This window comes from Cytobacillus sp. Hz8, assembly GCF_042263505.1.
Taxonomy (GTDB): domain Bacteria; phylum Bacillota; class Bacilli; order Bacillales; family Cytobacillaceae; genus Bacillus_BE.
The window spans coordinates 1-24,730 of sequence record NZ_JBHKFI010000014.1 but is presented as its reverse complement, the minus strand read 5'-3'; the positions used below and the strand labels follow the sequence as shown (position 1 = coordinate 24,730).

Genomic DNA, 24,730 nt, shown 5'->3' with positions numbered 1-24,730 from the left:
GACAAAGGTTAATTATTATTGCTACAAAAAAAGCAATAGAATTAATTTCCCATTGCTTTTTCTAATGCTAATTTAATGGTAATACCTTTATCTTTTTTTGTGAAATAGGGTGTAGTTTCATTTTCAACTTCAAAACCGAACCCGTAGACGTTTAATCTGGCTCTGCCTTAAGATTTTTGAATCCTTTAAATACTCGGTTAAACACAAAACCTCCAGCATAAAAGAGAAGCAAAAATCCAAGGAGAATGGTTGAGATTGTCAGTAATCTTGAAGAATTTATTCCACTTATAATCATTCGCAGTCCTTCCACCGTATAGGTCATTGGAAAATAAGGCGAGATGGCGCGAAAAAATTTTGGGGATGTTTCGATTGGAAACGTTCCTCCTGAAGAAGCGAGCTGCAGGATAAATAGCACAAACACAATGGGCGTTCCAATTAAGCCAATCGCATAGGTAATTCCATACATGATACTGAAGAAAACAACCGATACAAACATATTTCCAAGATAAAATAAAGGTAAATTTACGGGTTCCAAACCTAAACCCTCAACAAGAATTAGGCTTAATATAATGGCTTGCAAAATGACTAAAATAGAACCTGAAATAAAAGTACCTGTATAAGTCTTAAGAAACTTTGATTGAACGGTATTGGAAAGTTTGATTAACGAAACGATTAAATTCATGAACATGGTTCCAAGCCATAAGGATAACGAGATAAAATAGGGAGCAAGACCTTCCCCATAATATTTCACCTTATTAATGGTCTCATCCTTCATTCTTAGAGGATTTTTTATATAGTTTGAGATATCTTGGACGGTAAAGGTTAAGCTATCGTTTAATTTCTTATAGCCATTCATTAAACCACCCTGCAAATCAAAAGCACCCAGACTTACCTTATCGATTCCGTTATCAAGTTTCTCTGCACCAGCACGTAGCTGAGTTAAACCTGACGTTAACTCTCCATTTTTTTGAACAGCTGTATTTAAACCCTTTTGTAAATCCCTGCTTCCTTTTTGTAATTGTGTTGCTCCGCCAAGCAATTTATTTACTCCTGAAGCAGCTTGACTTTGGGTCGCAGCCAAACCGGCAGTTAATGCCTTTGTCCCATCAGATACCTGCTTCGATCCGCTATTTAATTTTTTTAGATTAGCGGTGAGTTCACCGGCATCGATAGCAGATGATCTTAATTTATCTTCGAGATTTTCGCTATTTATATTGGCAACCAGTTGAGTTAATATTCCTCTTGCCTGTTCGATACTTTCTTGATCAGTAGAAGTAGTCAAAATCGAAGATACTTGGCTGATTGCTCCTTTTATTTGAGCAATGCTATCAGCAGTAGTAGTTAACCCCGTTGAAAGATTAGCGCCTTCTGTCTTTGAAGTGATCTCTTGTAGTCCTGCTGATACTGAGCTTGCTCCAGCAGATAGAGCTGAAATATTTTCTGTATTTTGCGTGAAGCCATTCTTAAATTGCTGAAGGCCGTTTACCAATGAGTCGATTTCGTTCTTAATATCCGTCTGACCTGTTGCTGCAGACTTTAAGCCTGCTTGAAGCTGATTTGATCCACTTGCAGCAGCTTTTAATCCAGTTGAAAGGGATTCGGAGCCCTTTGATAAGGCTATTGTTCCATCGTATAGTTTCTTTGCACCGTCTCCTGCCGTCTTAAGTGAATCTCTTACATCAAACAAGCTTTTAGCTAGTGCTCTGGTTGTTTCCTCTTGAATGATGGAGGATATTTCTGATTTTATATTTTCTGCTGCTCTTTCAGAAACCTGTGCGAAAACATAGTTTTTCCCCTTATTTCCTTCATAAATAATCGTCGGTTGTTGGATTTTTCCACTGCTTGATTCAGCAATTTTTTGTGAAAAATCAGATGGAATAATAATCAAGGCGTAGTAGGCTGTTCCTCTAATTCCTTTTTTGCCTTCATCATAACTAACAAAGTGCCAGCCAATCTGCTTATCGTCTTTTAAATTATTTTGAAGATCCTGGCCTACATGATAGGTTTTTCCATCTTTTACTACCTGTTTATCCAAATTCACAAAGGCAACAGGTACTCGATCAAAATGTCCATATGGATCCCAAAAGGCACTGAGATAAATACCGGAATAAAGTAATGGAACAAAAATAACCGCAATAATAACAATAGCTATAACTCTAGTTATAGACCTTTTTCTGTATTTCTCTTTCCTTCCCTCCAAGAAGCTCCTCCTTTCATCATCCAAATTTACGGACACCTTCCAGAGTACTTTTTCCTAGAGAGAAGAGGATTATGCAAGGAAAAACCTTAAACAAAAACACAAATATTATTTTTGGGATTCATAGGATGTTGCTTTGGCATAGCCTCTCCGATTAAAGGAAATAAATGCCCCAACAAGAGCGATGGACATCGCCACGAGCATGACAATATGATACGCAGACATAAATGCATCAGTCTGACTGGGCTTCGGATTGGTAACCCCGCCCAAAGCATCAAATAAAGAAACCGAAAAAGCAATCCCTGTCACCATTCCTAGATTTCTTACTAAGCTATTAATTCCCCCGGCAATTCCAAGCTTTTGCTTCGGCACAGAACTCATGACACTGCTGTTATTAGGTGATTGAAACATCCCTGACCCTAAACCAATGAGGATTGCTCCAGGAATAACTTGATAAAAATGGGCAGAAGCAGATAGCATGGAATAATAAAATAAACCTAACGCCGTAATAAGCAATCCACCCGTTGTTAAAGCGATAGGTCCGTATTTATCGGAAGCATGACCACTCACAGGAGCCACAAATGCCATCGTAATTGGGAATATTGTCATCAAAAGGCCTACTTGGGTCGGACTGTAATTCAGGATATGTTGAAAATAAAACGGTAAAAGCATATTGTTGGCAAACATGGCTGTAAAAGATAACCATCCTGATAAGTTCCCCATTAAAAATGGACGATTACGAAATAAGGATAATTCAATAAGAGGATGCTTTACCCTTCGCTCCGTCATGACAAAAAGAAGTAGTAATCCAACACCTATGACAAGACTGGTCAGAACAGGAATACTACCCCAGCCCCAATCTTCCCCATTATTGATGCCAAGTAAAAAGAAAATCATTCCAGCTGTAAAAGCTAAAGCCCCAATAAAATCAAAGGTTTCCTTTTCTCTTTTTCGTTCATCATTCGGTAATATCCAGCGAGCAACAAAATAACCGATAATTCCAATTGGTAAGTTAATATAAAATATAGCACGCCAATTTATGAAGCCGATAAGCAATCCGCCAATCGCAGGGCCGGTTAAGCTGCCAATTGCTACTACCGTTCCCGTTAATCCAAGAGCTCTTCCCCGTTCCTTCGGTGGGAAAATGGAGGTAATAATGGCAGAGCTATTAGACATTAACATAGAGGCTCCAATCGCTTGGATGACCCGTGTCCCTACTAAAAACCAAATATTTTCTGCAAGCCCGCAAAGAATAGATCCAAGGGTAAAAATTAAAAATCCAATTGAGTAAACTCGTTTGCGGCCAAGCATGTCTGCTGTTCGCCCAAAAACAGGAAGCAAACTAGAAATCGTTAATAAATAAGAAGTTACCACCCATTGGATGGTTGATAATTTCGTATGAAGATCTCCCGAAATGGTTGGTAATGCTACGTTTACAATACTGCTATCCAAGGTTGCCATAAATGTTCCTACTGAAACCGTTGCTAGCACATACCAACGGTAATTAGGTGCATTCTTTATATTGTTAAACATTTGGCTCCCCCTTTCAATCACTTAAATTATTGATAATTCTACTTAATAAACCTCTAAGCTCCGTCTTTTCTGATTCTGAAAACCCAGATAAGGCTTTTTCCAAAGCCCTTTGTACTGAAACTTTTAATGGATCTTTCATTCTTCTTCCTTCACTCGTCAAATAAATCAAAAATGCCCTTCGATCATTTTGATCCGCAAGTCGCTTAATCAACCCCTTACCTTCTAGTTTGTTCAAAATCCTTGTTGTTGTCGGTTGATCTTTAAAACATTTATCTGCCAATTCTTTCTGAGTGATTCCATCCTGCTCCCACAATCGCTGCAATAAAGCCCATTGATCAGGAGTAACATGAAAAGGCTCCAATTCTCTCGCCAAATTATTCTTCATCTTTAAACTCGTCAAACTTACGATAAATCCTAAAGAATGATTGCAACTCATTTGTTCAACTCCATTACATATCTTTATTAATAATTGTCGAGACAATTATTATATATAATAACGATTAAAAAAGCAAAGGAAAGAGAAAATACAGGATTTGCCTTCAGTAGCCTTTAATTTTTCGAACCAGTCCCCCGACACACATCCACCAAAAATAGGAATGACCACAAAATTAATTCCCACACCGCAATAATAATTTCGGAAAATACTGAAATTTTACGATTCAACTTCAATAAGATTGCATGCTAAAGTAAAAATAGATTGAATTCCCTAAAGACAACTCTTTAGGATTATTCCCATATTGACAGGTACCTATCATGTTTTCATTCAACTTTTAACGATGAATAAAGAAACACGAACAAAATAGGAGATGAGTTTCATGCAGAAAATTAGAGTTGGAATAATTGGTACTGGTTTTGGAGCAAAGGTTCACGCTCCTATCATGCGCTTCCACGATGGTTTTGAAGTGGTCGCCATTGCCAGTGTCACAAGGAGGGATATGACAGATATAAAAAGAATCAGTGGGATTGAAAATGTTTATACAGACTGGCGTCTTATGCTCATGGTAGAGGATCTCGATTTAATTGTGGTTGCTTCAGCTGTTCATTTGCATCACGAAATGGTTATAGAAGCATTAAAATATGGAACTCATATTTTATGTGAAAAACCTATGGCCCAATGTTTAGCAGAAACAGAGGAAATGATTGCAGAACAGAACAAAGTGCAAACATTCGGATTCATCAATCACGAATTTCGTTTCCTTCCTGCGCGAACTAAAGTCAAAGAAATTCTCAACAGTGGAATCTTAGGACCCATTTTCCATATCCGCTATTCCGGCACCTTTTCCAATTATTCATCCCTTGTATCCACTCAACGTGGATGGCTTGGTCAAAAAGAAACTGGAGGAGGAATGCTTGGTGCGATTGGTTCTCATATGATTGATTCGCTTCACTGGTGGTTCAATAGCCATTTCCAAGAGGTTTTCGCAAATTTACCCATTCATATTCCTGTTCAAATAGACAAACATGGAAATTCGGAATTTCGAACAGCTGATGATGCCTTCCAGGTAATCGGTACATTAGAAAATGGAGCAACAGTTACCATGGAACTTATTTCTGCAGCCCGAAAAATTAAAAATAATTGGAGTTTGGAGATCTTTGCAAAGGAAGGAACTTTGATCATGTTAAATGACTCCCAGGTCTTTTTTTCCTATGAAGATGAACCATTGGAAGAAATCGACTTAGCAGAAGATCTTACAGTTCCTTCGACAATTCCAGCCTATGCTGCCCGTTATTATAATGGATTTCAGCGAATGTTAAATGCATTATACGAATCATTAACATCCGGAAATCAACATTGCCTACTAGCGGACTTTGAAAATGGAAGGGATACACAAAAAGTTCTAGACGCCATCCGCCAATCATCAAAAAAAGGAAAACGAGTAAAGGTGGAATATTAATTTTACATATAAAAAAAGGGATTCCGTTCTGATGAAACGTGATCCCTTTTTTTCAAAATGAAATACATCTCTATTCTCTAACTAAAGTAAAATGAATCAAATTGTTTTCCGATAATAATCAAAAGAAGAAACAACATCAAATCCGAATTTTGAATATAAGGAAAATGCGCGATGATTTCTGCTATTCACTTCTAAGGAAATATTTTGTACACCGCGATTGTAAATTTCATTTAGAATCAAAAGCAATAATTCCTTACCAAAGCCTTTTCCTTGTTCCAATTCTGATATCCCTAGGCCAAAAACTACTGCCTCATTCTCCTTGAAAAGAACGGACCCAATCCCAATCACTTGATCATGATAAGTAGCAAAATATTGAGTCCGATTCTCTGAATCAAGTGTTTTCGATATCATACTTTTTGCATCTTCATACTCCTCATGGAAAGCTTGCTGACTAACCGCAATGATAGACTCCAAATCCTCATCTTTTGCCTGAAGTAACTTCATTTCCATACCATGACGCCGTGGAAAATCCTTGATTAAACCATTAAATCGCATCGTATATTCAGTAAAATCCAAATAAGCTCTATTCTTTTTGATTACTTCTTTTCCGCTGGAGGATTGGGGCTCACAAATGAACAAAAGATCTATTGGGCTATATTTTCTTAACTCAGTCAGAGCCTCCTTTAGTAATCTTTGAAAATATCCTCTTTGTCTAAATTCAGGTAAAGTATACCCAGATATCTCCGCTTCTTGTTTAGTCGGCATAAAAACAGAAAGGGCGCTAACCATCTGATTTTGTTCATTATATAGTAGGAAAACATTCTTCATACTAGAATCAAAGTTTAAAGGTGAATTAAGTGTGATTGTGCCATGAAGATGATCAAAAGTCTTACAAACAACTTCTAATTCCCTGATTTGTTTCATTGTTTCTGAATTTACTTTGTTAAAAGATTGTATGATTTCCAAATGGATTCCCCCAAATTATGTTCTTATTTAAATTGATTTTCCCTTAAGGATCTTTTCGTAAACTTTGTTGTTTAGTTTGAGACATCTCTAGATGAAGTAACGGCATTTGTAACGGAATCAAGAGTCTACTTGAAAAAATAATGCCTCATTTTCGCGAATATTTTTATCATTTCGCGAATAACCCAATTTTTCCGCGAGCATTTCATGGATATCGCGAATATTTTTTTGAAATTCCGAATAAAAAAGGCGTTCGCGAATAAAATGACTGTTTTCGCGAATAAATTTTAAAAATCGCGAATAAACCTTGAAGTTTCGCGAATAAAATTCTTTTTTCACGAATATTTAGGTTCTCGCCTCTTTTTGAATAAATTCCAAGACCATTAAGTCCGAATAAAGAGCCCATTCAGACAGCTTGAATGAATTTAAAAGCATTCAAGTCTGGACAGATGTAACGATATGAGATTAAAATGCTGCTCCTAAACCTTAATTTTGAGAAAACGGTGCCCTTTTATATGGCCGATTTTATTCCCGATTATCTCGAGGAACCAAAGTGCGCCATCAGGTCCATTGGTCAATCCAACAGGTCCTGAAGCTACAGTTGGCAGCGAATATTCCCTTATCTGCCCTGAAGAGGTTATTCTTCCGATTGCATTATTTTGATTTTCCGTAAACCACATCACTCCGTCATTTCCTAATACAATAAAGGACGGATACGAATTTTTATTCGATAGGTCATATTCCTAATTCCTCCTTCATGTAAAAAAACTCCTGCCTTCATTGCTGAAGCAGGAGTTTTGCGCATGAATAAAGACAGAAAATGCCCAAACTTGGGTATTTCCTTACTCAAATCTAAAAAAGTCCATGCTAATCCTACTTCAAAAAATGAATCGAAAACAATCCAAACAACAAAAATAGCCATTTGAATTTCATTCATAATCGATCATTTGGAAAGTAAGATTAGAAAATCATAGACCCTTCATCCTTCCATCTATTGTTAATTTCATTTAATCACTTTCACCCATTGCTTGTCAAATCGCTATTATTTAAATGTTTACGCCGCCAAAAGCCGAAAGCAACGGTAATCACACATATAAATCCAAAGGCAGCATAAAAGCCCATCCGAAAATCATGAACTTTAAGACTCATAATAAAAAGGACTAGAATAACGAAAAGTGTGCTATATGCCCCTGGAGTTCCCCAGATCAATTTTGATTCATAGGTTTCCGTTTTCTCACGCTTTTTCTTCCATATTAAAAACGTAATCACATTCAATGTCCAATTTAAAAATGTAAAATAGGATGAGGCAGATACTAAATAATTATACAAATTCGAAGGGAGTAAAAAGGACATCCCCACTACCAATAAAACTCCGATGGCCACAGCCAACCACGCATTTCGATAAAACCCTCTGGTAGAATGTTGCAGAAATAAATGAGGCCCTTTTTTAGCAACGGAAAGGGAGACAAGTAATTGAATAGATGCAAAATAACTAGCTGCCATGACAGAAAAGGCTGCTAGCAAAATGATAACATTTAAGCCTGTTGCTGCCCAATCCATCCCAATCACATCAAAAGCATGGACAAAAGGAGATTTTTTTGTTGACACCGTATTCCAAGGTGAGAGCAAAACCAAAACGAACATCGAAAAAATGTACAAACTAATCGATCCAAATGACATGTACCTTGTTGCCCTTGGGACTTCCAATTTTGGATTTGAAACCTCATTCGTTGCCATAGCGACAGCACTGATTCCCGAATAAGAAAAAATAACCACAAGCATTGACTGAAGCAGACCCGAAAATCCCATAGGAAAAAAGTCAGCAACACTAGAAATAGATTGAGAGGGAATATCTCCCGTTCGGGTTAAAAACGCATATCCTCCCAAAAAAATAAATAACAAAATGGCTAATGCCTTTACTGCCGCCATCCCGAATTCAATACGTCCAAAATTTTTCATATTCATTGCATTAATGAAAATGATAACGATTGAAAAAGCAATAGATAAGATAGAAAGCGAAAAATGCGGAAACCATAGATGAACAAATATCCCCATCGCAATGGCCTCTGAGCCAATCCCAAGTACGCTTGAAATAAATACAGCCCAGCCAACCAAAAATCCTGCATAACTACCGAGAAATTGCTCGATATAAACCCGAAATGACCCCCGCTCCAGACGATTCACATTAATGCTAGTCATGGCTCCTAGAACCTGCATCATGATAAAACCACCAAATAAAAAAGAAAGGACAACAGCAGGACCTGCCTCACGCACCGCTAAGCCGGAGCCAAGAAAAAAGCCCGCTCCAATCACACCACCAATTCCAAGTCCTGCAAGGCTAAAAGCATTCAACCCACCTGGATGATCCTTTTCTGGCTGTTCCCCTTTTGGCAAATTGACTCCTGTTTTCGAAGACTTTAAGATAAAACCACCCTCTTTTTTCTAAAATCCATGGTTTTATCTTGCTGCATCGAGAAGAAAACTATGCTACAAATGGGCACTTATCAAAGAAAAAAGAGCAAGCATGTAAAGCTGCCCTTTTCAAACTATTATTTAATTCCTTGGTGCAAAGAGCATAATAGATACTCCCAAAAGACATATCAACGCTCCAATCCAATCATATGTATCTGGTGTCTTTCGATCCACACCCCAACCCCATAAAACTGAAAGAATAATAAATACCCCACCATAGGCTGCATATACTCTGCCAAAAGAAGGGAATTTTTGCAAGGTTGGAATAATTCCATAAATAATTAAAACAAGAGAACCTAGAATTCCGTACCAGTATGGCTGATCTTCACGTAACCACAGCCACACCAAATAGCCTCCCCCTATTTCGGCAAGACCAGCTAAAATAAATAAAAAAATCGTATTAATCATGATTCACCTTTCTAATGCAATTTTACACAATAAAGCTTCATCGCCTTTTGTGTCCATCGTAGTTAAAACAAACATTATTGTCAATATTGCATCAGGATGAATGCTAATACCATCGGGAAAAACTTGATAGAAGTCAAAACATGGAGAAAGAACAGATAAATAACGAATTTAATGATCATATTGAAGTGTTTTATCATAACCACACTTTAAATTTCATTGTTCAACTCTAAAAAATTCACAATTCTTATCATAAGGTTAATAAAATATGAGTTTAACCGTATTTCGAAAAAAATAGTTATTCACCATAAAAAAGGTACAGCCTCTGACACTGCACCATATTTCACCGGATTTTCGCCAAATAATTATACACATCCGACAGATTCTTAAACCCTTGTTCCTGAATTAACTGAACTCCCTTCGCCCATAGTTTTGCTGTTCCAATTGCATCATATAGAGCGTGATGTCTCTGATCGATGGAAATACCAAAGTGTTGACAGCATTCATCTAAAGTAATAAGCTTTTTTTCCGGCTCTACGACCTTTGTTAAAAAGGAAGTATCCATTAGACGATGCTGAAAATTCATTTTTAATGTTTTCCATGTGACATTTTGCATAAAGCTTTTTTCGTGATTCGCATGGTGGGCAACGAGAGGGCGGCTTTCAATAAATTGATAGAAATCCCTTAATACCTGTTCTAACGGTGGAGCTTCTTTAAGTTCCGATTCACAAATTCCTGTTAAATCCTTGATCTCTTCGGAAATGGGTTCAGATGAATTGATTAATGAGTAAAAAGTCTCCTGCTCCATTACTTGATCTCCAACCAACTTCACTGCACCGATGGATAAAATCTTATCTCCATTTTGTGGATAAAAACCCGTCGTTTCTAAATCAAAGACAATCACCTTTAATTGTGAAAAAGGGACTTGCAAGACATCTTCTTTTCTTATTTCTTTTTGAAGCTGTCTTAAAAAAGCAATACTTGCCGCATCCGTTTGGTTAGCCACAGATGTATACATACTCGGATTTAGTCTTCCAGATAGTTGTTTAACAAAATGAATCATCTGACTCATGTCCATGAAGAACACCCTTTTTGGATAATTTCCTTCGTTTCCTCAAAAAGCTTATAGCCATTTTTCATGATTTCTTTTATCTCTAATTTTTCTGATTTTGATAAAGAGTGAATATTTAAGAAATGAACATTCTCATAGTTTTCTGCCTTTTTTTTATGATAAAGACGCAAGCGTAAAAGTTTTTCAAAACTTGATTGATAATCTTTTATGTGATAATAACTTTCAGGTAAAAATCGAAAACGTTCTAAAGTAGATGGTGCTAAAATTTCCTCTTTCAGCGAAAGCAATCGGAGTGAGTTAACATAAGGAAAAAGGACCACTTCCTTCATATTGATACTGCCCGCTTCTTTACCAGAAGTATTTGGCAACAGCTGGCCAAGGACTCCAAGACCTTTCCTTATATGACTGATATTCTCTAACAAACGAGTTAATAAAAATGGGTTTTCTTTTAATATTTTAAATGCCCCTTCTTTTAATTTTATTAAACGGGACTCACTTCCTAGTAGAACACGAGAATCAAAAAAAGTAGAAAAATAACGAAGGGATTCCCAACTTGCCTCATCCAGCCAATCGTAAATTTGCTTTTCCCAAGCCTCCAAAGAATTACACCACTTCGGGTTGGAGGACATAACCTTCCCATCACAAAATGGATAGCCCACCTCACTAAGCCCTTGTGAAATTTCGGTTCCTAACTGCAAAAAATAGAATTTCATTTCCTCCTTTCCGCTAAAAATTATTCCATGATCCTGGTCACTCCATATCGACTGTTCAAGTCTTCCGCCACTTCCCATCAAAAAGAAGGTAAAGTGAGCAGGGGCTGGCCCCAACTCACTTTCTACATTTTTGATTGCTTTTTGTACAGTTGCTTCAATGAGCTCATCATGAAATTGATTCAAAGCGATGGGATCATCCCAAACTAGTTGAATACGATGATTTCGCCATTTTCTTAAAGCCTTATAATCATCTATCGGTTCTTCCAGCTCACCGCGATCTAAATGGTCGGCAGCAGCCATTTTATGCACCTGCTTTTTCTTTATTATTAGGCATGCTTTCTGGGTATCCATAACTTCCGTGTTCACTAATATCAAGACCAATGATTTCTTCTTCTTCTGTAACACGGATACCTTTCATCACAGCATTCATTACTTTTAAAATAATGAAAGATACAACGAAGGCATATAAACCAGATGCTGCAACCCCTAATACTTGAACACCTAATTGATGGAAGCCGCCTCCATAGAATAATCCTGCTTGCCCCCAATCAATGTCAGTTGAAAGGGAAGGAATCGCGAATAATCCATTTGAAAGTGTACCCCAAACGCCGACTGTACCGTGAACAGATAGGGCAAAAATTGGGTCGTCAATTCGAGCTTTATCAAACATCTTCACACTAAAGAATACGATTAATCCTCCTACAATCCCAATAACAACTGCTGCCCAAGGTTCTACGAATCCACAGGATGCGGTAATTGCAACCAAACCAGCTAATGCACCATTTAAAGTGGTCGGAACATCTGCCTTTCCTGTAACTAACCAAGCTACTAATGCAGCTGCTGCTGCACCACCGCCTGCTGCCAATTGAGTATTAAGGGCAACATAGCCAAAGAATCCATCTGTAACACCAAATGTACTACCTGCATTAAATCCAAACCAACCAACCCATAATAATAAAACACCTAATGCTGTATATACTTGGTTATGACCAGCAATATCATTGGTAGAACCATCTTTATTATATTTTCCAATCCGTGGCTTTAAGACAATCGTTGCCGCTAATGCTGCCATAGCACCTGTTAAATGAACAACAGTTGAACCAGCGAAATCCTGCTTTCCATGTTCAGCTAACCAGCCACCGCCCCAGATCCAATGAGCTACAACTGGGTAAACCAATGCGGAGAATAAAACAGCAAATATGACATATGCGGATAATTTCGCACGTTCAGCAAAACCACCAAACGCGATCGTTAAGGATACTAACGCGAACATCACTTGGAACATGAAATCAACAGAAGGTGTTAATCCCTCTTTAACCGTTGAAGCATCACCATAAAAGAAATTAGATAAACCTATAAATGCATTTCCATCACCATAAATAAATCCATAACCGACTGCCCAAAAAACTAATGTACCAAGTCCAGCTGCCAAGATCGTCTTACCTGAAATATGACCAGCATTTTTCATTCTTGTAGAACCAGCTTCGAGAAGAATGAAGCCACCCAGCATTAAGAAGACTAATACAGCGCCAACCATAACCCACAGGTTATCCATTAATACTGCAACATCCATTTCAATTTCAGCCCCTTTTCTTTTTTATGTTTTTGTTGTTCTTATTATAGCTGGTAAGAAAATCTCACAACAACAAACATGTTAGATTATCTGACATAGTATTTTCTTTTTCTTATTTATATTACTCCTTGGTTGATGAATCTTAGCATAAAAGGATATGACAACACTGCCTGTTAAACCATTATTTCAGGTATTTGCATAAGTTTAAAAATCAAAAAATGCAGATAATTTTATTCGAATGTTAGTTTTTTTAACATTGGTCGTTATATTTCAAGCACATTTCATGTATAATTACTTTTAATGAGGCCACTATTTACTTTTGTGAGGTGAAAATATGGCAGACATTTCTTACAAAGACAAAAAAGTGATTACAATCGGGACGGTGTGTGAGTTAACTGGGCTATCAGAACGAAAAATTCGCTATTATGAAGAAAGACAATTGGTGTTTCCAGAAAGGTCTAATGGAAAGAATCGAAAATATTCTTTTTCCGACATAGAAACTCTTATGGAAATTGCAGATATGCTTGAAGATGGAGTTCAGACCTTTGAAATACGAAAAGAAATGGCAGCAAAAAAGAACGAAGCGGATCAAAGATCAGCACGCAAGGAAATGATTCGAGGACAAATTAATGCAAGATTCGGTATCCAAAATCAACCACGTTATCGGAACTAGGGAAAGTATGTGTTAAAGAAAGGACAAATTTAATCGTCACCCCGAATTGCTTTTTGCTTTCAATTGAAAGTGGTAAAAAAGAACATAGCTCCAGAATCAAAAGGCTGTTCCTTCCATATCTAAAGCACAGGAATAACTGTGTATATCCTGCGTTTTGAATAAGGGTTATATTCTTCCTTTTTATTCAGAAAATTGAATCTTTTTTTGGCTTAAATGTTGAAATTCCTCCATACAAAAAAGCATACCAGGAAATTTAAGCAAATTAATTTCCCAGTATGCTTTTCTTCTATATTATTAATCACATAATCTTTTAGATCTTAAATTTCGTTAACAATTCTTGTAAATCCTGTGCCAATTTGCTCAAGGACTCGGTAGAGGTTGAAATTTCTTCAATGGAAGCTAATTGCTCCTCAGAAGCTGCCACTACATTTTGTGAGCCAGCCGATGCATCCTTAGCGATGGAAGCTAGTTGCTCAATTGTCGCTGTAACTTGTTGTGTATTGGCTGATATTTGTTCAGAGGTGGCTGATACTTCTTGGATTTGTGCACCAACATAGGCTATAGCCTTTGTAATTTGTTGAAAAGCTTCACCTGTCTGATCAATAATATTTCTCCCTGACGTTACTTCCCTAACACTTCCAAGCATCTCGTTATTAGCCATTTCCGTATCATTTTTAATTCCATTGATTAATGTAACAATTTGTGCTGCTGAGTCACGAGATTGTTCCGCTAATTTTCTAACCTCATCTGCTACCACAGCAAATCCCTTTCCATGCTCACCAGCCCTAGCTGCTTCAATCGCAGCATTTAAAGCTAGCAGATTGGTTTGATCAGCAATACTTGTGATGACTTCAATGATTTTACTGATTTCTTGAGATCGTTCAATTAATTGGAAAATGGCCGCCGTTGTGTTTTCAGTTGCTAAACTAATAGACTCCATTTGAAGCATGGCTTTTTGGATCAATTCATTTCCTTGCTCAGATAATGCAGTCGTTTTCTCTGCTGAATCTCTAACTGATGAAGAGGATTCAGCGATTCTTTGCATTCCTTGGGAAACCTCCTCCATCGCCAAAGAGCTCTCTTCTGAACTAATCACTTGACTCTCTGCTCCTTCAGCAACTGTTTGTATATCAGAAGCAATCTGATTGGTGGCTTGAGTGGTTTGTTCCGTTGTAGCATATAGCTCCTCAGATGCAGCCGCCACTTGTCCAGCACTGCTATTAATTTCCGTAATCAAATGGCGAAGATTTTCTGACATCTCATTGAAGGCACCTGCAAGTTCGCCAATCTCATCATTTGTTTCAATCTTAATTTCGTCTGTTAAGTCGCCGCCGCTTATCGCTAATGCCTGATGTTTTAATTTTTTCAACGGAGAGATAATAGATTTTGTGATTAGATAAATAGCTATTGCCCCAATGATCAGCGCAATGGCCATAATGAGAATGGTATGGTTAAGAATAGGTGAAGCTTTTTGGCTTACTTCAGAAGAATCAATCATTCCTCCAATTTTCCACCCCGTTAATGAATTGGTCTTAAAGCTCATGATTTTGTCGAAGCGTTTTTTATCTGTATAATTAAAATGTCCTGTTTCTTGCTTAAACATTTTATCAACATAGTTTTCTTTTGCTTCGCTTCCACCTTTCTGCGTTGGGTGAGAAACATATTTTTTATCTACATCAATTAAAAACGCGAAACCATGGTTACCGATTTTTACTTGATTCGTTAATTTTTGAATATAACCTAAAGAGATATCGACTGCAACAACCCCTGAACCATCCTTTGTAGATTGCGAAAGGGTTAACACCATTTTTCCTGTGTTTGCATCTGCATAGGGGGACGAGATAACAATTTCCCCTTTTTTTGCCATTGCTGCACGGTACCAATCTCTCACTCTTGGATCATACCCTGCTTTAGTTTCCATTTCAGGTTTTCGGATAAATTGGCCTGTTTCAGTACCAACATAAATCATCTCGACTTCAGGGTGCAGCTTCGTATATTGCTCAAAGGTTGTGGTTAATTCTTGCAAACTCTCTTTTTGATAAGTTTGGCTTGTAATTTTTTGAGCAAAATACCCGACATCATTCATTTTTGGCTGAATGGTATTATCAATGGTTGAATTTAGCAAACTTAAACTTTCTCCAAATCCATTAAGCATTTCCTCTTGAATAGCATCCTTTGCCGATAAAAAGGAAAGATATCCAATCGAAATTGTAGGAACTATTAAAATTATAGCAAAGGACAAAATCAATTTCGTCTTCATATGCTTAAAATATCTTAAGATGTTTTTCATTATTTCAACTTACCTTTCTTTTTGTATATTTTTATTTTTAAAACTGGTTAATCCCTATTAATCCTCTCCTTTACCCAATGATTGAGCAATTTTCCCATAAAAAAACTATTCTACACAAGATAAAATAGCCAAATAATTGGCAACCGGGCGATCTTAGTTCTTTGAGCTCTTGTGTCCCATAAACCGTAGACCCTTGGCTCCTGAGTCCTATCCTTTCGAATAGTTTGCCTTTATACATTTGTTTTCCAATGAATCTTAATGCTAAATTTGTCGAAAAATGCCGACTAAGATTTTATCATATCCACTTTTGGTATTTTATTCAAGCAATTTATTATTCATTTCACATTTTTGTAATAAGAAAACCTTGCTAGGATTTTATCCCAACAAGGTTTTCGCAAATTATATAAATAATGAATGATCTTATCTATTTTTGCAACTCTCTCCATTTCCTTATTGCTTCAAGACTCTTTTTTACCTTAGATATTAGTTCTTAAGTTTGTTAGCCATTTCAAACATTTTCGTAAATCGATTTTCTACTTTCGCAAAAATGGTTCCCTCTGGATATTGCCCTTTTTCATTTCGAATATTGCCAGCATCTACGCCAGTCAATATTTCAATACCTTCTGCAATATGACTAACTGCCCAAATATGGAAGTGCCCTTCTTTAATCGCTTCGACTACTTCCGTTTCCAGCATCAAATTTTGGATATTTTGCTTTGGAATTATAACACCTTGTTTGCCAGTCAAAGCACGACTTTTACAAATATGGTAAAAACCCTCGATTTTTTCATTTACTCCACCAATTGGCTGAATTTCTCCCCATTGATTAACGGAACCTGTTACGGCAATCCCTTGGTAAATCGGGACTTCTGCTAAGGAAGAGAGCAACACATATAATTCTGTGCTTGAAGCGCTGTCACCATCAATGGAATTATAGGTTTGTTCAAAGGTAATGCTTGCTGATAATGGAATTGGCCGGTTTTTCGCAAATTCTCCAGAGAGGAACCCTGTTAAAATCATCATGCCTTTATTATGAATTTGCCCGCTGAGCATCGCTTCTCGTTCAATATTCATAATTCCGTTTTTACCGACATAGGTTTGTGCGGTGATCTTCGTTGGAATTCCAAATATAGAATCTCTGGTTCCCATTACAGCTAAGCCATTGATTTGTCCAATCCGATATCCATCGGTTTCTAACATGATTGTGCCGTTTCGAATCATTTCTCGATATTGCTCTACGATATGATTGGATCGATGTGCTTTTTCTGAAAGAGCTTTTTCGACATGCCGATCATCTACAACGGATTCATGCTCTAGTTTCGCCCAATAACTTGATTCCACCAAAACCTTTGTTATCTCTTGAAAATCTGTAGAAAGTTTAGATTGCTCCTCTACTAACCGGGATCCATAATCAATAACTTTTGCAATGGCGCGACGATGGAAGGGAAGAAGCCCCTCCTTATCCACATAATTTTTGACAAAGCGTGCTAATTTCCAGCTATTTTCTTGATCCTTTTTCATGATTGCCACAAATTCTACTTTTACCTTGAAAAGCTTATGAAAATCTTCATCATATGCAGAAAGAAAATCGTATAAATAGTAAGAACCAATAATTATCACTTTAAGATTTAACGGAATCGGCTCTGGTCTATTCCCATTAGAGGGAATAACACCATTCATCTCATTCAAATTTTCAATTTGAATACTTCCTGTTTGCAAAGCCATTTTTAACCGCATCCATACTTGCGGCTGCTGCAACAATTCTGTCGCTTGGAGAATTAAATATCCCCCATTTGCCAAATGAAGGGCTCCAGGTTTAATTAAAGTAAAATTCGTAGTCCAGCTGCCAAGCGAACCTTGATATTCAACCTTGCCAAATAAATTATAATAAGTCGGATTCGTTTCATAGATCACGGGAGCCCCTGCGAGATTTTTATTGTTCACAAATAAATTCACCGTGTATCGATGATGAAAATGTTCATTGGAACCACCCATAAGCGCCTTCATGATATTCTCTTGACCATTATTATTCGTATCTAGAAAAAAGGTATAATGCGATACGACATCATGAAAATAGGATTCTAAATACTCGATTACCTTTTTGTTTTCTTGATACTTATCGCGAAAAGGACTAAAAAGATCCTTAATCGAATTAGCCGCAACCTCCATCATAAATTGATTGACCTTTTTCTTAAGCAGTTCTTCGATTTTTAAAGATTGATAGACGGTCTCATCAATTTTTTGGCCTACTATCTTTTCACAATTCTTCATCATTTCCTTATCCGTCTCAGATAATTTTTCAAACTCCTCTACAGCAAGTGGTCTACCATTAAAGAGCGGGACAAGTTCAATCCCTTCCGGTGTCCGTTCAACCTTCATATGCTGTTGAAGTGCAAATTCATCTGTCTCCTGCCAAATTGCTTCAACTCTAGCACGGAAATCTTCAATAATCTTCCGCTTGTCCTTTTCAAATACCTCACTTGAAAAAGTAGAACGGATTTGTCTTTCAATATCGATTAATAGTATCTCAATTTCCTGTTGAAACTTCTGCCCTGTTCCTGCTGGAAAGTCAATAACCAATGGCATATCCGGGTTTTCAAAATTATACACATAGCAAATATCCTTTGGGACTGCCCGTTCTTTCGCTTGTTTGGTCACACTATCAAGCGTATAAGTCAAACGTCCAGTACCTGCAGTCCCAACTACAAATAAGTTATAGCCTGTTTGCTCAACGGAAAGCCCAAATTCCATCGCTTTTTCCGCACGCTTCTGTCCGATCATTTCATTTGAAACATGTTCCAGATCATCTGTTGTTTGAAACGAAAAATGATTGGCATCAAATTCTGAGCGCAATTCTGAAACAGGGACTCGATAAATGGATAGGACATTTTTGTATTCTTCCTCATTCACTTTCATTCACACTCTTTTCTCTTAATCGATTATGAGTCTCAACCTCTCTAGCATCTCTTATCTATGTGAAATGGACTTTTGAAAATATTTATCTACTTAAATTTTATCAAAATTTTACAAAAATAGTTTAATAAATATTTTAAAAATAGTGAATATATTCTATAATCTCATCAAAATAAGGCAATGGCTAAAATGCTTTGCCCTATTCCTGATCTTTTCCTAGTAAATTAACTCTTTTTCTTCGCCCCAAAAAGATCTTTACAAATTTCTACTAAGAGCAACAAAGATTATGACCAAAATTAAAAAAGGATACCATTCTAAAATAAAGAATGGGACGATTCTAAAGCTTCATCTAAAAAGAAGCACAAGAATCGTCCCCTATTTTCACTCTTCATCAAATGCCCCTAATGCAATGGGCAGAGCTTTAATTACCTGATTTCCTACTGCTGGAAGCCCAAGTAGAACGGCACTTTTTATGTCATCCCTCGTTGCTCCGTATTCTTTTGCACTTTTCACATGAAATGGGAGCCCACTTTCAAACCCTACAGCAGCCATTACTGCAATATAAGCAATCTCTTCCGTTCGTTTATCTAGACTACTCGCCTGATCCAGTTTTCGAACAGCCTCCATCCAAGCATGAGAATGTTCAGTAGCCTCATTCAAAAAAACCTGAAATGCATTGCTTACAGCTTTCTCACCCATACTATCTTCTCCTTTTTTTAGCCTATTTATCCTTCTAAGCTGGAAGGTTTGCTAGCAATCCCCTTGCGACATTGCGTGCAGCATACAGATTAATAGAGTAGGTACTTAAAGATAAATTTTGTGTTTCTTATAAATGGAGAATGCAAATCATATTATTCTCTATTACTATTTAAGAATACACCTACACAGCGAATTAGTAAAAAAACCATTCTCACCAAAATTGGCTCGAATGGTTCCTTTTATAAACTTTAATAAGCCTTCTAAACTAAATCCCCGCTCTATAACACAATGACTATTCTAAATCATTTTGTCTTATATTTATCCATTTTAAGGTTTTTATTTCTCGACAACTTTTTTTAGGCAAGCTCTTCGCTTTCACTATCTTCTTCAACAAATCCTGAAGGAATGACGGAAGCAATGACCTCATCATCATCATGTTTCATTACAATATGACTATATTTATTTCTAATCGCGGCAATATTAATAGTATGACCGACATCGAGGTCAGTAATATCAACTTCAATTTCTTCAGGAATATCTTTAGGTTTAGCTGTAATATTTAACTCGTGAAGAGATTGTTGAAGGATTCCTCCATGTTCAATCCCTTTTGAAGTTCCTAGCAGTTCAACATGTACCTTTGCATGAATTTCAGAAGACATATTAACTTGTAAAAAATCAGCATGAAGAATTTTATGATTAATTGGATCAGCTTGATAGTCTTCTAGAATAACATCCTGTGTCTTTCCTTTAACCTTCAAAGATATAATTCCATTCCTTCCATGCTCCCCGATAATTTTAAGCAAATCTACACCTTTTACAGCAATAGACTTACTTGCCTCATGCTTTCCATAAACAACTGCTGGAATATCCCCTACTTTTCTTAATTTTGTTAAAGCAGACTTTCTAAAATCTTTGCGTTCCTCAGCCACTAACGTATTATTCATGGCTATTCACCTTCCTGATACATAAGAATTTTAGACATAGGTATAAAATTTCTTTCTAATATAGGAATGTCTAAGAATAATAATTAACATTTTTAAACTTAATTATTATATATATAAATATCCGTTTTAGCAAATATTTCGCATTATTAATTATTCATGCTCCCCGCATAGGGTCTCGCTTTTTACATTTTTGACTGCAAAATTCTAATTAAAGAATAGTTTTTTCGAAACCATCTACGGGATGTTAAAGTCTGCATAACTAAAAAAGTCGCTAAACTATCTTTAGATAGTTTAGCGACTTTTATTACCACATAATAATTATTTGAAAATATAAGCAGCTAAAGCACAACATCGCTTTTTAATCACTAATTTCGAATTAGATAATCGAATGCACCTAATGCGGCGGTTGCTCCGGAACCCATTGAAATAATGATTTGTTTATATGGGCTATTTGTACAATCCCCTGCTGCAAAGACTCCAGGCAAGCTTGTTGCACCGTGATTGTCAACCACGATTTCACCCATGCGATTACGTTCAATCGTTTCGCCTAACCAATCCGTATTTGGAACAAGACCAATTTGGACAAATACACCAGCTAATTCAACATGGTGCTCTTCCCCAGTTTTACGATCAACATAGGTAATTCCATTTACTTTATCTGTACCAGTAATTTCCTTTGTTTGAGCATTTTTCACAACAGTGACATTTGGAAGGCTGTATAAACGTTCCTGTAGAACTGAATCTGCTTTAAGCTCTGGTGCAAATTCAATGACAGTAACATGATTTACGACACCTGCAAGGTCAATTGCCGCCTCAATTCCAGAATTACCACCGCCGATAACCGCAACACTCTTGCCAGCAAACAACGGACCATCACAATGTGGGCAATAAGCTACCCCTTTGTTCTTGAACTCTGCCTCGCCAGGTACCCCAACATTACGCCAACGAGCACCTGTTGAAAGAATAACGGCCTTGCTTTTTAAAACAGCCCCATTTTCAAGTTCAACTTCAATGAAATCCTTCTTTTCAATATTTTTGGCACGCTGTAAATTCATGATATCGACATTGTATTCTTTAACATGCTCTTCAAGACCTGCAGCAAGCTTTGGACCTTCAGTATACTTAACACTAATAAAGTTTTCGATACCCAATGTGTCCATAATCTGACCGCCAAAGCGTTCCGCAACAATCCCTGTACGAATACCCTTGCGAGCTGCATAAATCGCTGCACTTGCACCTGCAGGGCCGCCGCCAACTACAAGGACATCAAATGGATCTTTATTTGTAAATTCAGAGGCATCCGGAGCACTACCCAACTTAGAAAGAATCTCTTCAAGGCCCATCCGGCCGCTGCCAAATGGTTCACCATTTAAGAAAACAGTCGGAACTGCCATAATGTTCTTACTTTCAACCTCATCCTTAAATGCAGCACCATCAATCATAGTATGAGAAATTCCTGGATTAAGAACGCTCATTACGTTCAAGGCTTGGACCACATCAGGACAGTTGTGACAGCTTAAGCTAACATAAGTTTCAAAATGATATTCTCCCTTAATGCCCTTAACCTGATCAATCAGCTTTTGCTCAACCTTTGGAGCTCTTCCGCTAACCTGCAAAAGCGCTAGTACTAATGAAGTAAATTCATGTCCAAGAGGGACACCAGCGAAAGTGATGCCAGTCTCTTCTCCAATACGATTGACACTAAAGCTAGGTGATCTTTCTAATTTTGTTTTCTCAACTTTAATTTTTTCTGGTGACATTGTTGCTAATTCATCAATTAGTGCCATCATGTCACGAGATACATCCCCAGTTCCTTCGCTAACTTTGAGTAGGATTTCTCCCTCCAACAATTGAAGGTATTGCGCTAATTGTGCTTTTATATCTGCATCTAATAACATCTAGAGCACTCCTTAAATTTTACCAACAAGGTCAAGGCTTGGTTTAAGTGTTTCAGAACCTTCTTGCCATTTTGCTGGGCAAACTTCTCCAGGATTATTACGAACGTATTGGGCTGCTTTAATTTTATTAATTAATATACTTGCGTCACGGCCAATACCGCCTGCATTAATTTCAAGTGCTTGGACAACACCATCAGGATCGATAATGAAAGTTCCACGATCCGCTTGACCATCTTCTTCAATTAAAACATCAAAGTTGCGGCTAACTGTATGAACAGGGTCACCAATCATTGTATAAGTAATTTTACTAATAGCATCTGATGTATCATGCCATGCTTTATGTGTAAAGTGAGTATCAGTTGAAACAGAGTAAACTTCAACACCTAGGGATTTTAATGCTTCATAATTGTTTTGAAGATCTTCTAATTCAGTTGGGCAAACAAATGTGAAGTCTGCTGGATAGAAGCAAACAACACTCCATTGACCTTTGAAATTTTCTTCTGTTACTTCAACAAATTCACCATTTTTGTATGCTTGTGCTTTGAAAGGTAAAACTTCTTTTCCGATTAATGACATAATGAAATTCCTCCTAAATTTTTTTGAGAATTATAAATAGCTTATTAATTAATGCTTATTTAACTATAATAATTCTAATTCAATAATTATTATTATATAAAAGTGATTTCGTGTCAAGGATATGATCCAACTTTTTTGATTTTTTTGGAACACTTTATGAATTATGCCCCTAAATAGAATTACTATTGAGGTTCCGACATGTTTTGTTATTTTCCCTTAATTGAATATTTCATCCTGATCACGGATAAAAATACACTGTTCACCATGTTCCAGAAACGTTTGAACTCGAAAAGGTGTACAGTTTTTACACATTATATGCTCACCTTCTCACTTTAAAAAATATGTACTTTGTTTATTCAGAAAAATGTATGTGTAAATTGATTTATCCATAACAAATTCTAAGACCGATAATAAAATGATAATCATTATTATTTGTAATAATTATAACAACTATATTTTTTTATTTCTAATAAAATGCACTATAAATTTCTCTTCAATTTTATTTTATCAAAACCAGCATCGAGATAATCAATTTATATCAAAAATGAAGTAAAATCTTAAACACAAAAGAGCCTTTCTCCATGAAAAAGGCTCTTTCAAAACACTCAACTGCAATTTTTTTAATTAATCATTTTAATAGAAATTAAAAAAGAGCTAACCAAAAATAATGGCTAACTCTCTAAGATTTTTATCAATGATTTTTTATATTACTCGTTTCGTTTTATTAACCTGAAACATGTTTTTTCGAACAAAGTTCATTTTAAACTCTCAGCTTATGGTTTCTGATTCGGACTCAGTTGTTTTGAAATTCATTCTAGCTTTCCGAAAGAATGAATTTCTAACTAAAATATGCACCTAAAGCAAAGAAATTTACGAAAAAAACTATAAAAAAAAGCACGAGTATAGGATTTGCATTCTAATTAATCAGCTTATTGTTAATTATCCTACTATTGGCTAAATATTATAATGATATGGTGAGCCATGAAGGACTCGAACCTTCGACCCTCTGATTAAAAGTCAGATGCTCTACCTACTGAGCTAATGGCTCTCTATTTTATTTTATTTAATATTTATTTCTTATTTCTAAACTTTGGCATCTACGACGTCCGCATTTCAGATAGCTTATTCAAGTAGCAACTCAATTCGTACTCTGAAGACTATTGAAGAAGCTTATTTGGTCGTGCTCTACCAATTGAGCTAGACTGGCTCGTCTAATTAGATAAATGGTGGAGGATGACGGGCTCGAACCGCCGACCCTCTGCTTGTAAGGCAGATGCTCTCCCAGCTGAGCTAATCCTCCAAAGCACAAGACGCGCTAGTATAGCGTCGCGACAGGCCGTCGCGCTTTTGCATGGCTACGCTAAAATGGTGACCCCTACGGGATTCGAACCCGTGTTACCGCCGTGAAAGGGCGGTGTCTTAACCGCTTGACCAAGGGGCCATTTGTTAATATATACCATTAAAGTTTTTCAAAAAAATATCCCCAAATTGGGGTATAGCCTGGCGGCGTCCTACTCTCACAGGGGGAGAACCCCCAACTACCATCGGCGCAGAGAAGCTTAACTTCCGTGTTCGATATGGGAACGGGTGTGACCTTCTCGCCATCGTCACCAGACTATGTATGAAAGAATTTATTCCTTCAAAACTAGATAACGTGCAACATTATTAAACTCATTTTGTCTAGCTCCGGCTCCTAGCTTCTCGGCCGTTTCGACGTTGCCACAGGATGTGGCGCTTTTAGTCGACCAACGTCTGTCGAAGCTGAACAGTCGCCACCGCTTTTCTATTTTGGTTAAGTCCTCGATCGATTAGTATTTGTCAGCTCCACGTGTCGCCACGCTTCCACCTCAAACCTATCTACCTGATCATCTTTCAGGGATCTTACTAGCTTGCGCTATGGGAAATCTCATCTTG

At 37.0% G+C, this 24,730-nt stretch carries 18 protein-coding genes, 3 tRNA genes, 2 rRNA genes, 1 pseudogene and 1 riboswitch; of the genes and pseudogenes, 2 read left to right on the top strand and 22 right to left on the bottom strand.

From position 1 onward, the window contains the following. Positions 1 to 151: 151 nt before the first annotated feature. From ACE38V_RS16035 to ACE38V_RS16025, 3 genes are all read right to left on the bottom strand, one after another. Positions 152 to 2,200 carry a YhgE/Pip family protein gene (locus tag ACE38V_RS16035; RefSeq protein WP_375842734.1) on the bottom strand — a complete coding sequence of 683 codons (2,049 nt, stop codon included), beginning with the start codon at positions 2,198 to 2,200 and terminating at the stop codon, positions 152 to 154. A gap of 105 nt (positions 2,201 to 2,305) precedes the next feature. Next, the gene (locus ACE38V_RS16030) at positions 2,306 to 3,730 is read right to left on the bottom strand and encodes an MFS transporter (RefSeq protein ID WP_375842733.1); all 1,425 of its coding nucleotides are present in this window, start codon (positions 3,728 to 3,730) and stop codon (positions 2,306 to 2,308) included. A 13-nt stretch (positions 3,731 to 3,743) separates the two neighbouring features. After that, complete coding sequence (locus ACE38V_RS16025; RefSeq protein ID WP_375842731.1) at positions 3,744 to 4,166, bottom strand: MarR family winged helix-turn-helix transcriptional regulator; 423 nt, start codon at positions 4,164 to 4,166, stop codon at positions 3,744 to 3,746. A 379-nt stretch (positions 4,167 to 4,545) separates the two neighbouring features. Between ACE38V_RS16025 and ACE38V_RS16020 the strand changes: the two genes are divergently transcribed. After that, positions 4,546 to 5,625, top strand: a complete 1,080-nt coding sequence (locus ACE38V_RS16020) for a Gfo/Idh/MocA family protein (RefSeq protein WP_375842730.1) — start codon at positions 4,546 to 4,548, stop codon at positions 5,623 to 5,625. 96 nt (positions 5,626 to 5,721) lie between these two features. On the opposite strand, the gene ACE38V_RS16015 is transcribed toward ACE38V_RS16020, so the two are convergent. The 8 genes and pseudogenes from ACE38V_RS16015 to ACE38V_RS15980 all read right to left on the bottom strand — a co-directional run bounded on the left by ACE38V_RS16015 (position 5,722) and on the right by ACE38V_RS15980 (position 12,823). Then, positions 5,722 to 6,591: a GNAT family N-acetyltransferase gene (locus tag ACE38V_RS16015; protein ID WP_375842728.1), complete on the bottom strand. Its 870-nt coding sequence runs from the start codon at positions 6,589 to 6,591 to the stop codon at positions 5,722 to 5,724. A 509-nt stretch (positions 6,592 to 7,100) separates the two neighbouring features. Next, positions 7,101 to 7,331: pseudogene (locus ACE38V_RS16010) on the bottom strand (Vgb family protein); the annotation flags it as partial. Next, positions 7,283 to 7,525 carry a hypothetical protein gene (locus ACE38V_RS16005; protein WP_375842726.1) on the bottom strand — a complete coding sequence of 81 codons (243 nt, stop codon included), beginning with the start codon at positions 7,523 to 7,525 and terminating at the stop codon, positions 7,283 to 7,285. The gene ACE38V_RS16005 and the pseudogene ACE38V_RS16010, both read right to left, overlap by 49 nt. 80 nt (positions 7,526 to 7,605) lie before the next feature. After that, positions 7,606 to 8,982, bottom strand: a complete 1,377-nt coding sequence (locus tag ACE38V_RS16000; RefSeq protein WP_375842724.1) for an amino acid permease — start codon at positions 8,980 to 8,982, stop codon at positions 7,606 to 7,608. Positions 8,983 to 9,141: 159 nt separating this feature from the next. Beyond that, entirely contained in the window at positions 9,142 to 9,468 is a 327-nt protein-coding gene (locus ACE38V_RS15995; protein WP_375842722.1) for a YnfA family protein, read from the bottom strand. A 340-nt stretch (positions 9,469 to 9,808) separates the two neighbouring features. Beyond that, on the bottom strand, positions 9,809 to 10,543 hold the full coding sequence (locus ACE38V_RS15990; protein ID WP_375842720.1) for an exonuclease domain-containing protein: 735 nt from the start codon (positions 10,541 to 10,543) through the stop codon (positions 9,809 to 9,811). Next, the gene (locus ACE38V_RS15985; protein ID WP_375842719.1) at positions 10,534 to 11,550 is read right to left on the bottom strand and encodes a DUF294 nucleotidyltransferase-like domain-containing protein; all 1,017 of its coding nucleotides are present in this window, start codon (positions 11,548 to 11,550) and stop codon (positions 10,534 to 10,536) included. The genes ACE38V_RS15990 and ACE38V_RS15985 overlap by 10 nt, the downstream gene beginning before the upstream one ends. A 1-nt stretch (position 11,551) precedes the next feature. Next, positions 11,552 to 12,823, bottom strand: a complete 1,272-nt coding sequence (locus ACE38V_RS15980) for an ammonium transporter (RefSeq protein ID WP_375842717.1) — start codon at positions 12,821 to 12,823, stop codon at positions 11,552 to 11,554. A 334-nt stretch (positions 12,824 to 13,157) separates the two neighbouring features. Between ACE38V_RS15980 and ACE38V_RS15975 the strand changes: the two genes are divergently transcribed. Continuing rightward, positions 13,158 to 13,496 carry a MerR family transcriptional regulator gene (locus ACE38V_RS15975; protein WP_375842715.1) on the top strand — a complete coding sequence of 113 codons (339 nt, stop codon included), beginning with the start codon at positions 13,158 to 13,160 and terminating at the stop codon, positions 13,494 to 13,496. A 310-nt stretch (positions 13,497 to 13,806) separates the two neighbouring features. Here ACE38V_RS15975 and ACE38V_RS15970 read toward each other — a convergent pair whose 3' ends face one another. From ACE38V_RS15970 to ACE38V_RS15920, 11 genes are all read right to left on the bottom strand, one after another. Further along, positions 13,807 to 15,786, bottom strand: a complete 1,980-nt coding sequence (locus tag ACE38V_RS15970) for a methyl-accepting chemotaxis protein (protein ID WP_375842713.1) — start codon at positions 15,784 to 15,786, stop codon at positions 13,807 to 13,809. Positions 15,787 to 15,921: 135 nt separating this feature from the next. After that, positions 15,922 to 16,025, bottom strand: a riboswitch (cyclic di-GMP riboswitch). Between the two features lie 244 nt (positions 16,026 to 16,269). Then, positions 16,270 to 18,702 carry a Lon protease family protein gene (locus tag ACE38V_RS15965; RefSeq protein ID WP_375842711.1) on the bottom strand — a complete coding sequence of 811 codons (2,433 nt, stop codon included), beginning with the start codon at positions 18,700 to 18,702 and terminating at the stop codon, positions 16,270 to 16,272. A 378-nt stretch (positions 18,703 to 19,080) separates the two neighbouring features. Continuing rightward, positions 19,081 to 19,398, bottom strand: coding sequence for a carboxymuconolactone decarboxylase family protein (locus tag ACE38V_RS15960; RefSeq protein WP_375842709.1), 318 nt, complete (start codon positions 19,396 to 19,398; stop codon positions 19,081 to 19,083). A gap of 356 nt (positions 19,399 to 19,754) precedes the next feature. Continuing rightward, on the bottom strand, positions 19,755 to 20,342 hold the full coding sequence (locus ACE38V_RS15955) for a 50S ribosomal protein L25/general stress protein Ctc (RefSeq protein WP_375842707.1): 588 nt from the start codon (positions 20,340 to 20,342) through the stop codon (positions 19,755 to 19,757). Positions 20,343 to 20,707: 365 nt separating this feature from the next. After that, positions 20,708 to 22,240 (bottom strand): alkyl hydroperoxide reductase subunit F, encoded by a 1,533-nt coding sequence (gene ahpF, locus ACE38V_RS15950; protein WP_375842705.1) that lies wholly within the window; start codon positions 22,238 to 22,240, stop codon positions 20,708 to 20,710. A gap of 12 nt (positions 22,241 to 22,252) precedes the next feature. Next, the gene (gene ahpC / locus ACE38V_RS15945; RefSeq protein WP_375842703.1) at positions 22,253 to 22,816 is read right to left on the bottom strand and encodes an alkyl hydroperoxide reductase subunit C; all 564 of its coding nucleotides are present in this window, start codon (positions 22,814 to 22,816) and stop codon (positions 22,253 to 22,255) included. A 972-nt stretch (positions 22,817 to 23,788) separates the two neighbouring features. Beyond that, a tRNA-Lys gene (locus tag ACE38V_RS15940) sits at positions 23,789 to 23,864 on the bottom strand. A gap of 176 nt (positions 23,865 to 24,040) precedes the next feature. Further along, a tRNA-Val gene (locus ACE38V_RS15935) sits at positions 24,041 to 24,116 on the bottom strand. Between the two features lie 66 nt (positions 24,117 to 24,182). Further along, positions 24,183 to 24,257, bottom strand: a tRNA-Glu gene (locus ACE38V_RS15930). A 57-nt stretch (positions 24,258 to 24,314) separates the two neighbouring features. Next, positions 24,315 to 24,431: ribosomal RNA gene (gene rrf, locus ACE38V_RS15925) — 5S ribosomal RNA — on the bottom strand. Positions 24,432 to 24,604: 173 nt separating this feature from the next. Beyond that, positions 24,605 to 24,730, bottom strand: a 23S ribosomal RNA gene (locus ACE38V_RS15920); the annotation flags it as partial.

Coding starts and splice junctions, on each gene's coding strand:
- ACE38V_RS15955 (WP_375842707.1), bottom strand. CDS start 20,342: ATGAATAATACGTTAGTGGCTGAGGAACGCAAAGATTTTAGAAAGTCT.
- ahpC (WP_375842703.1), bottom strand. CDS start 22,816: ATGTCATTAATCGGAAAAGAAGTTTTACCTTTCAAAGCACAAGCATAC.
- ACE38V_RS15960 (WP_375842709.1), bottom strand. CDS start 19,398: ATGGGTGAGAAAGCTGTAAGCAATGCATTTCAGGTTTTTTTGAATGAG.
- ACE38V_RS16020 (WP_375842730.1), top strand. CDS start 4,546: ATGCAGAAAATTAGAGTTGGAATAATTGGTACTGGTTTTGGAGCAAAG.
- ACE38V_RS15980 (WP_375842717.1), bottom strand. CDS start 12,823: ATGGATGTTGCAGTATTAATGGATAACCTGTGGGTTATGGTTGGCGCT.
- ACE38V_RS15975 (WP_375842715.1), top strand. CDS start 13,158: ATGGCAGACATTTCTTACAAAGACAAAAAAGTGATTACAATCGGGACG.
- ACE38V_RS15995 (WP_375842722.1), bottom strand. CDS start 9,468: ATGATTAATACGATTTTTTTATTTATTTTAGCTGGTCTTGCCGAAATA.
- ACE38V_RS15965 (WP_375842711.1), bottom strand. CDS start 18,702: ATGAAAGTGAATGAGGAAGAATACAAAAATGTCCTATCCATTTATCGA.
- ahpF (WP_375842705.1), bottom strand. CDS start 22,240: ATGTTATTAGATGCAGATATAAAAGCACAATTAGCGCAATACCTTCAA.
- ACE38V_RS15990 (WP_375842720.1), bottom strand. CDS start 10,543: ATGGACATGAGTCAGATGATTCATTTTGTTAAACAACTATCTGGAAGA.
- ACE38V_RS15985 (WP_375842719.1), bottom strand. CDS start 11,550: ATGGCTGCTGCCGACCATTTAGATCGCGGTGAGCTGGAAGAACCGATA.
- ACE38V_RS16025 (WP_375842731.1), bottom strand. CDS start 4,166: ATGAGTTGCAATCATTCTTTAGGATTTATCGTAAGTTTGACGAGTTTA.
- ACE38V_RS15970 (WP_375842713.1), bottom strand. CDS start 15,786: ATGAAAAACATCTTAAGATATTTTAAGCATATGAAGACGAAATTGATT.
- ACE38V_RS16005 (WP_375842726.1), bottom strand. CDS start 7,525: ATGAATGAAATTCAAATGGCTATTTTTGTTGTTTGGATTGTTTTCGAT.
- ACE38V_RS16030 (WP_375842733.1), bottom strand. CDS start 3,730: ATGTTTAACAATATAAAGAATGCACCTAATTACCGTTGGTATGTGCTA.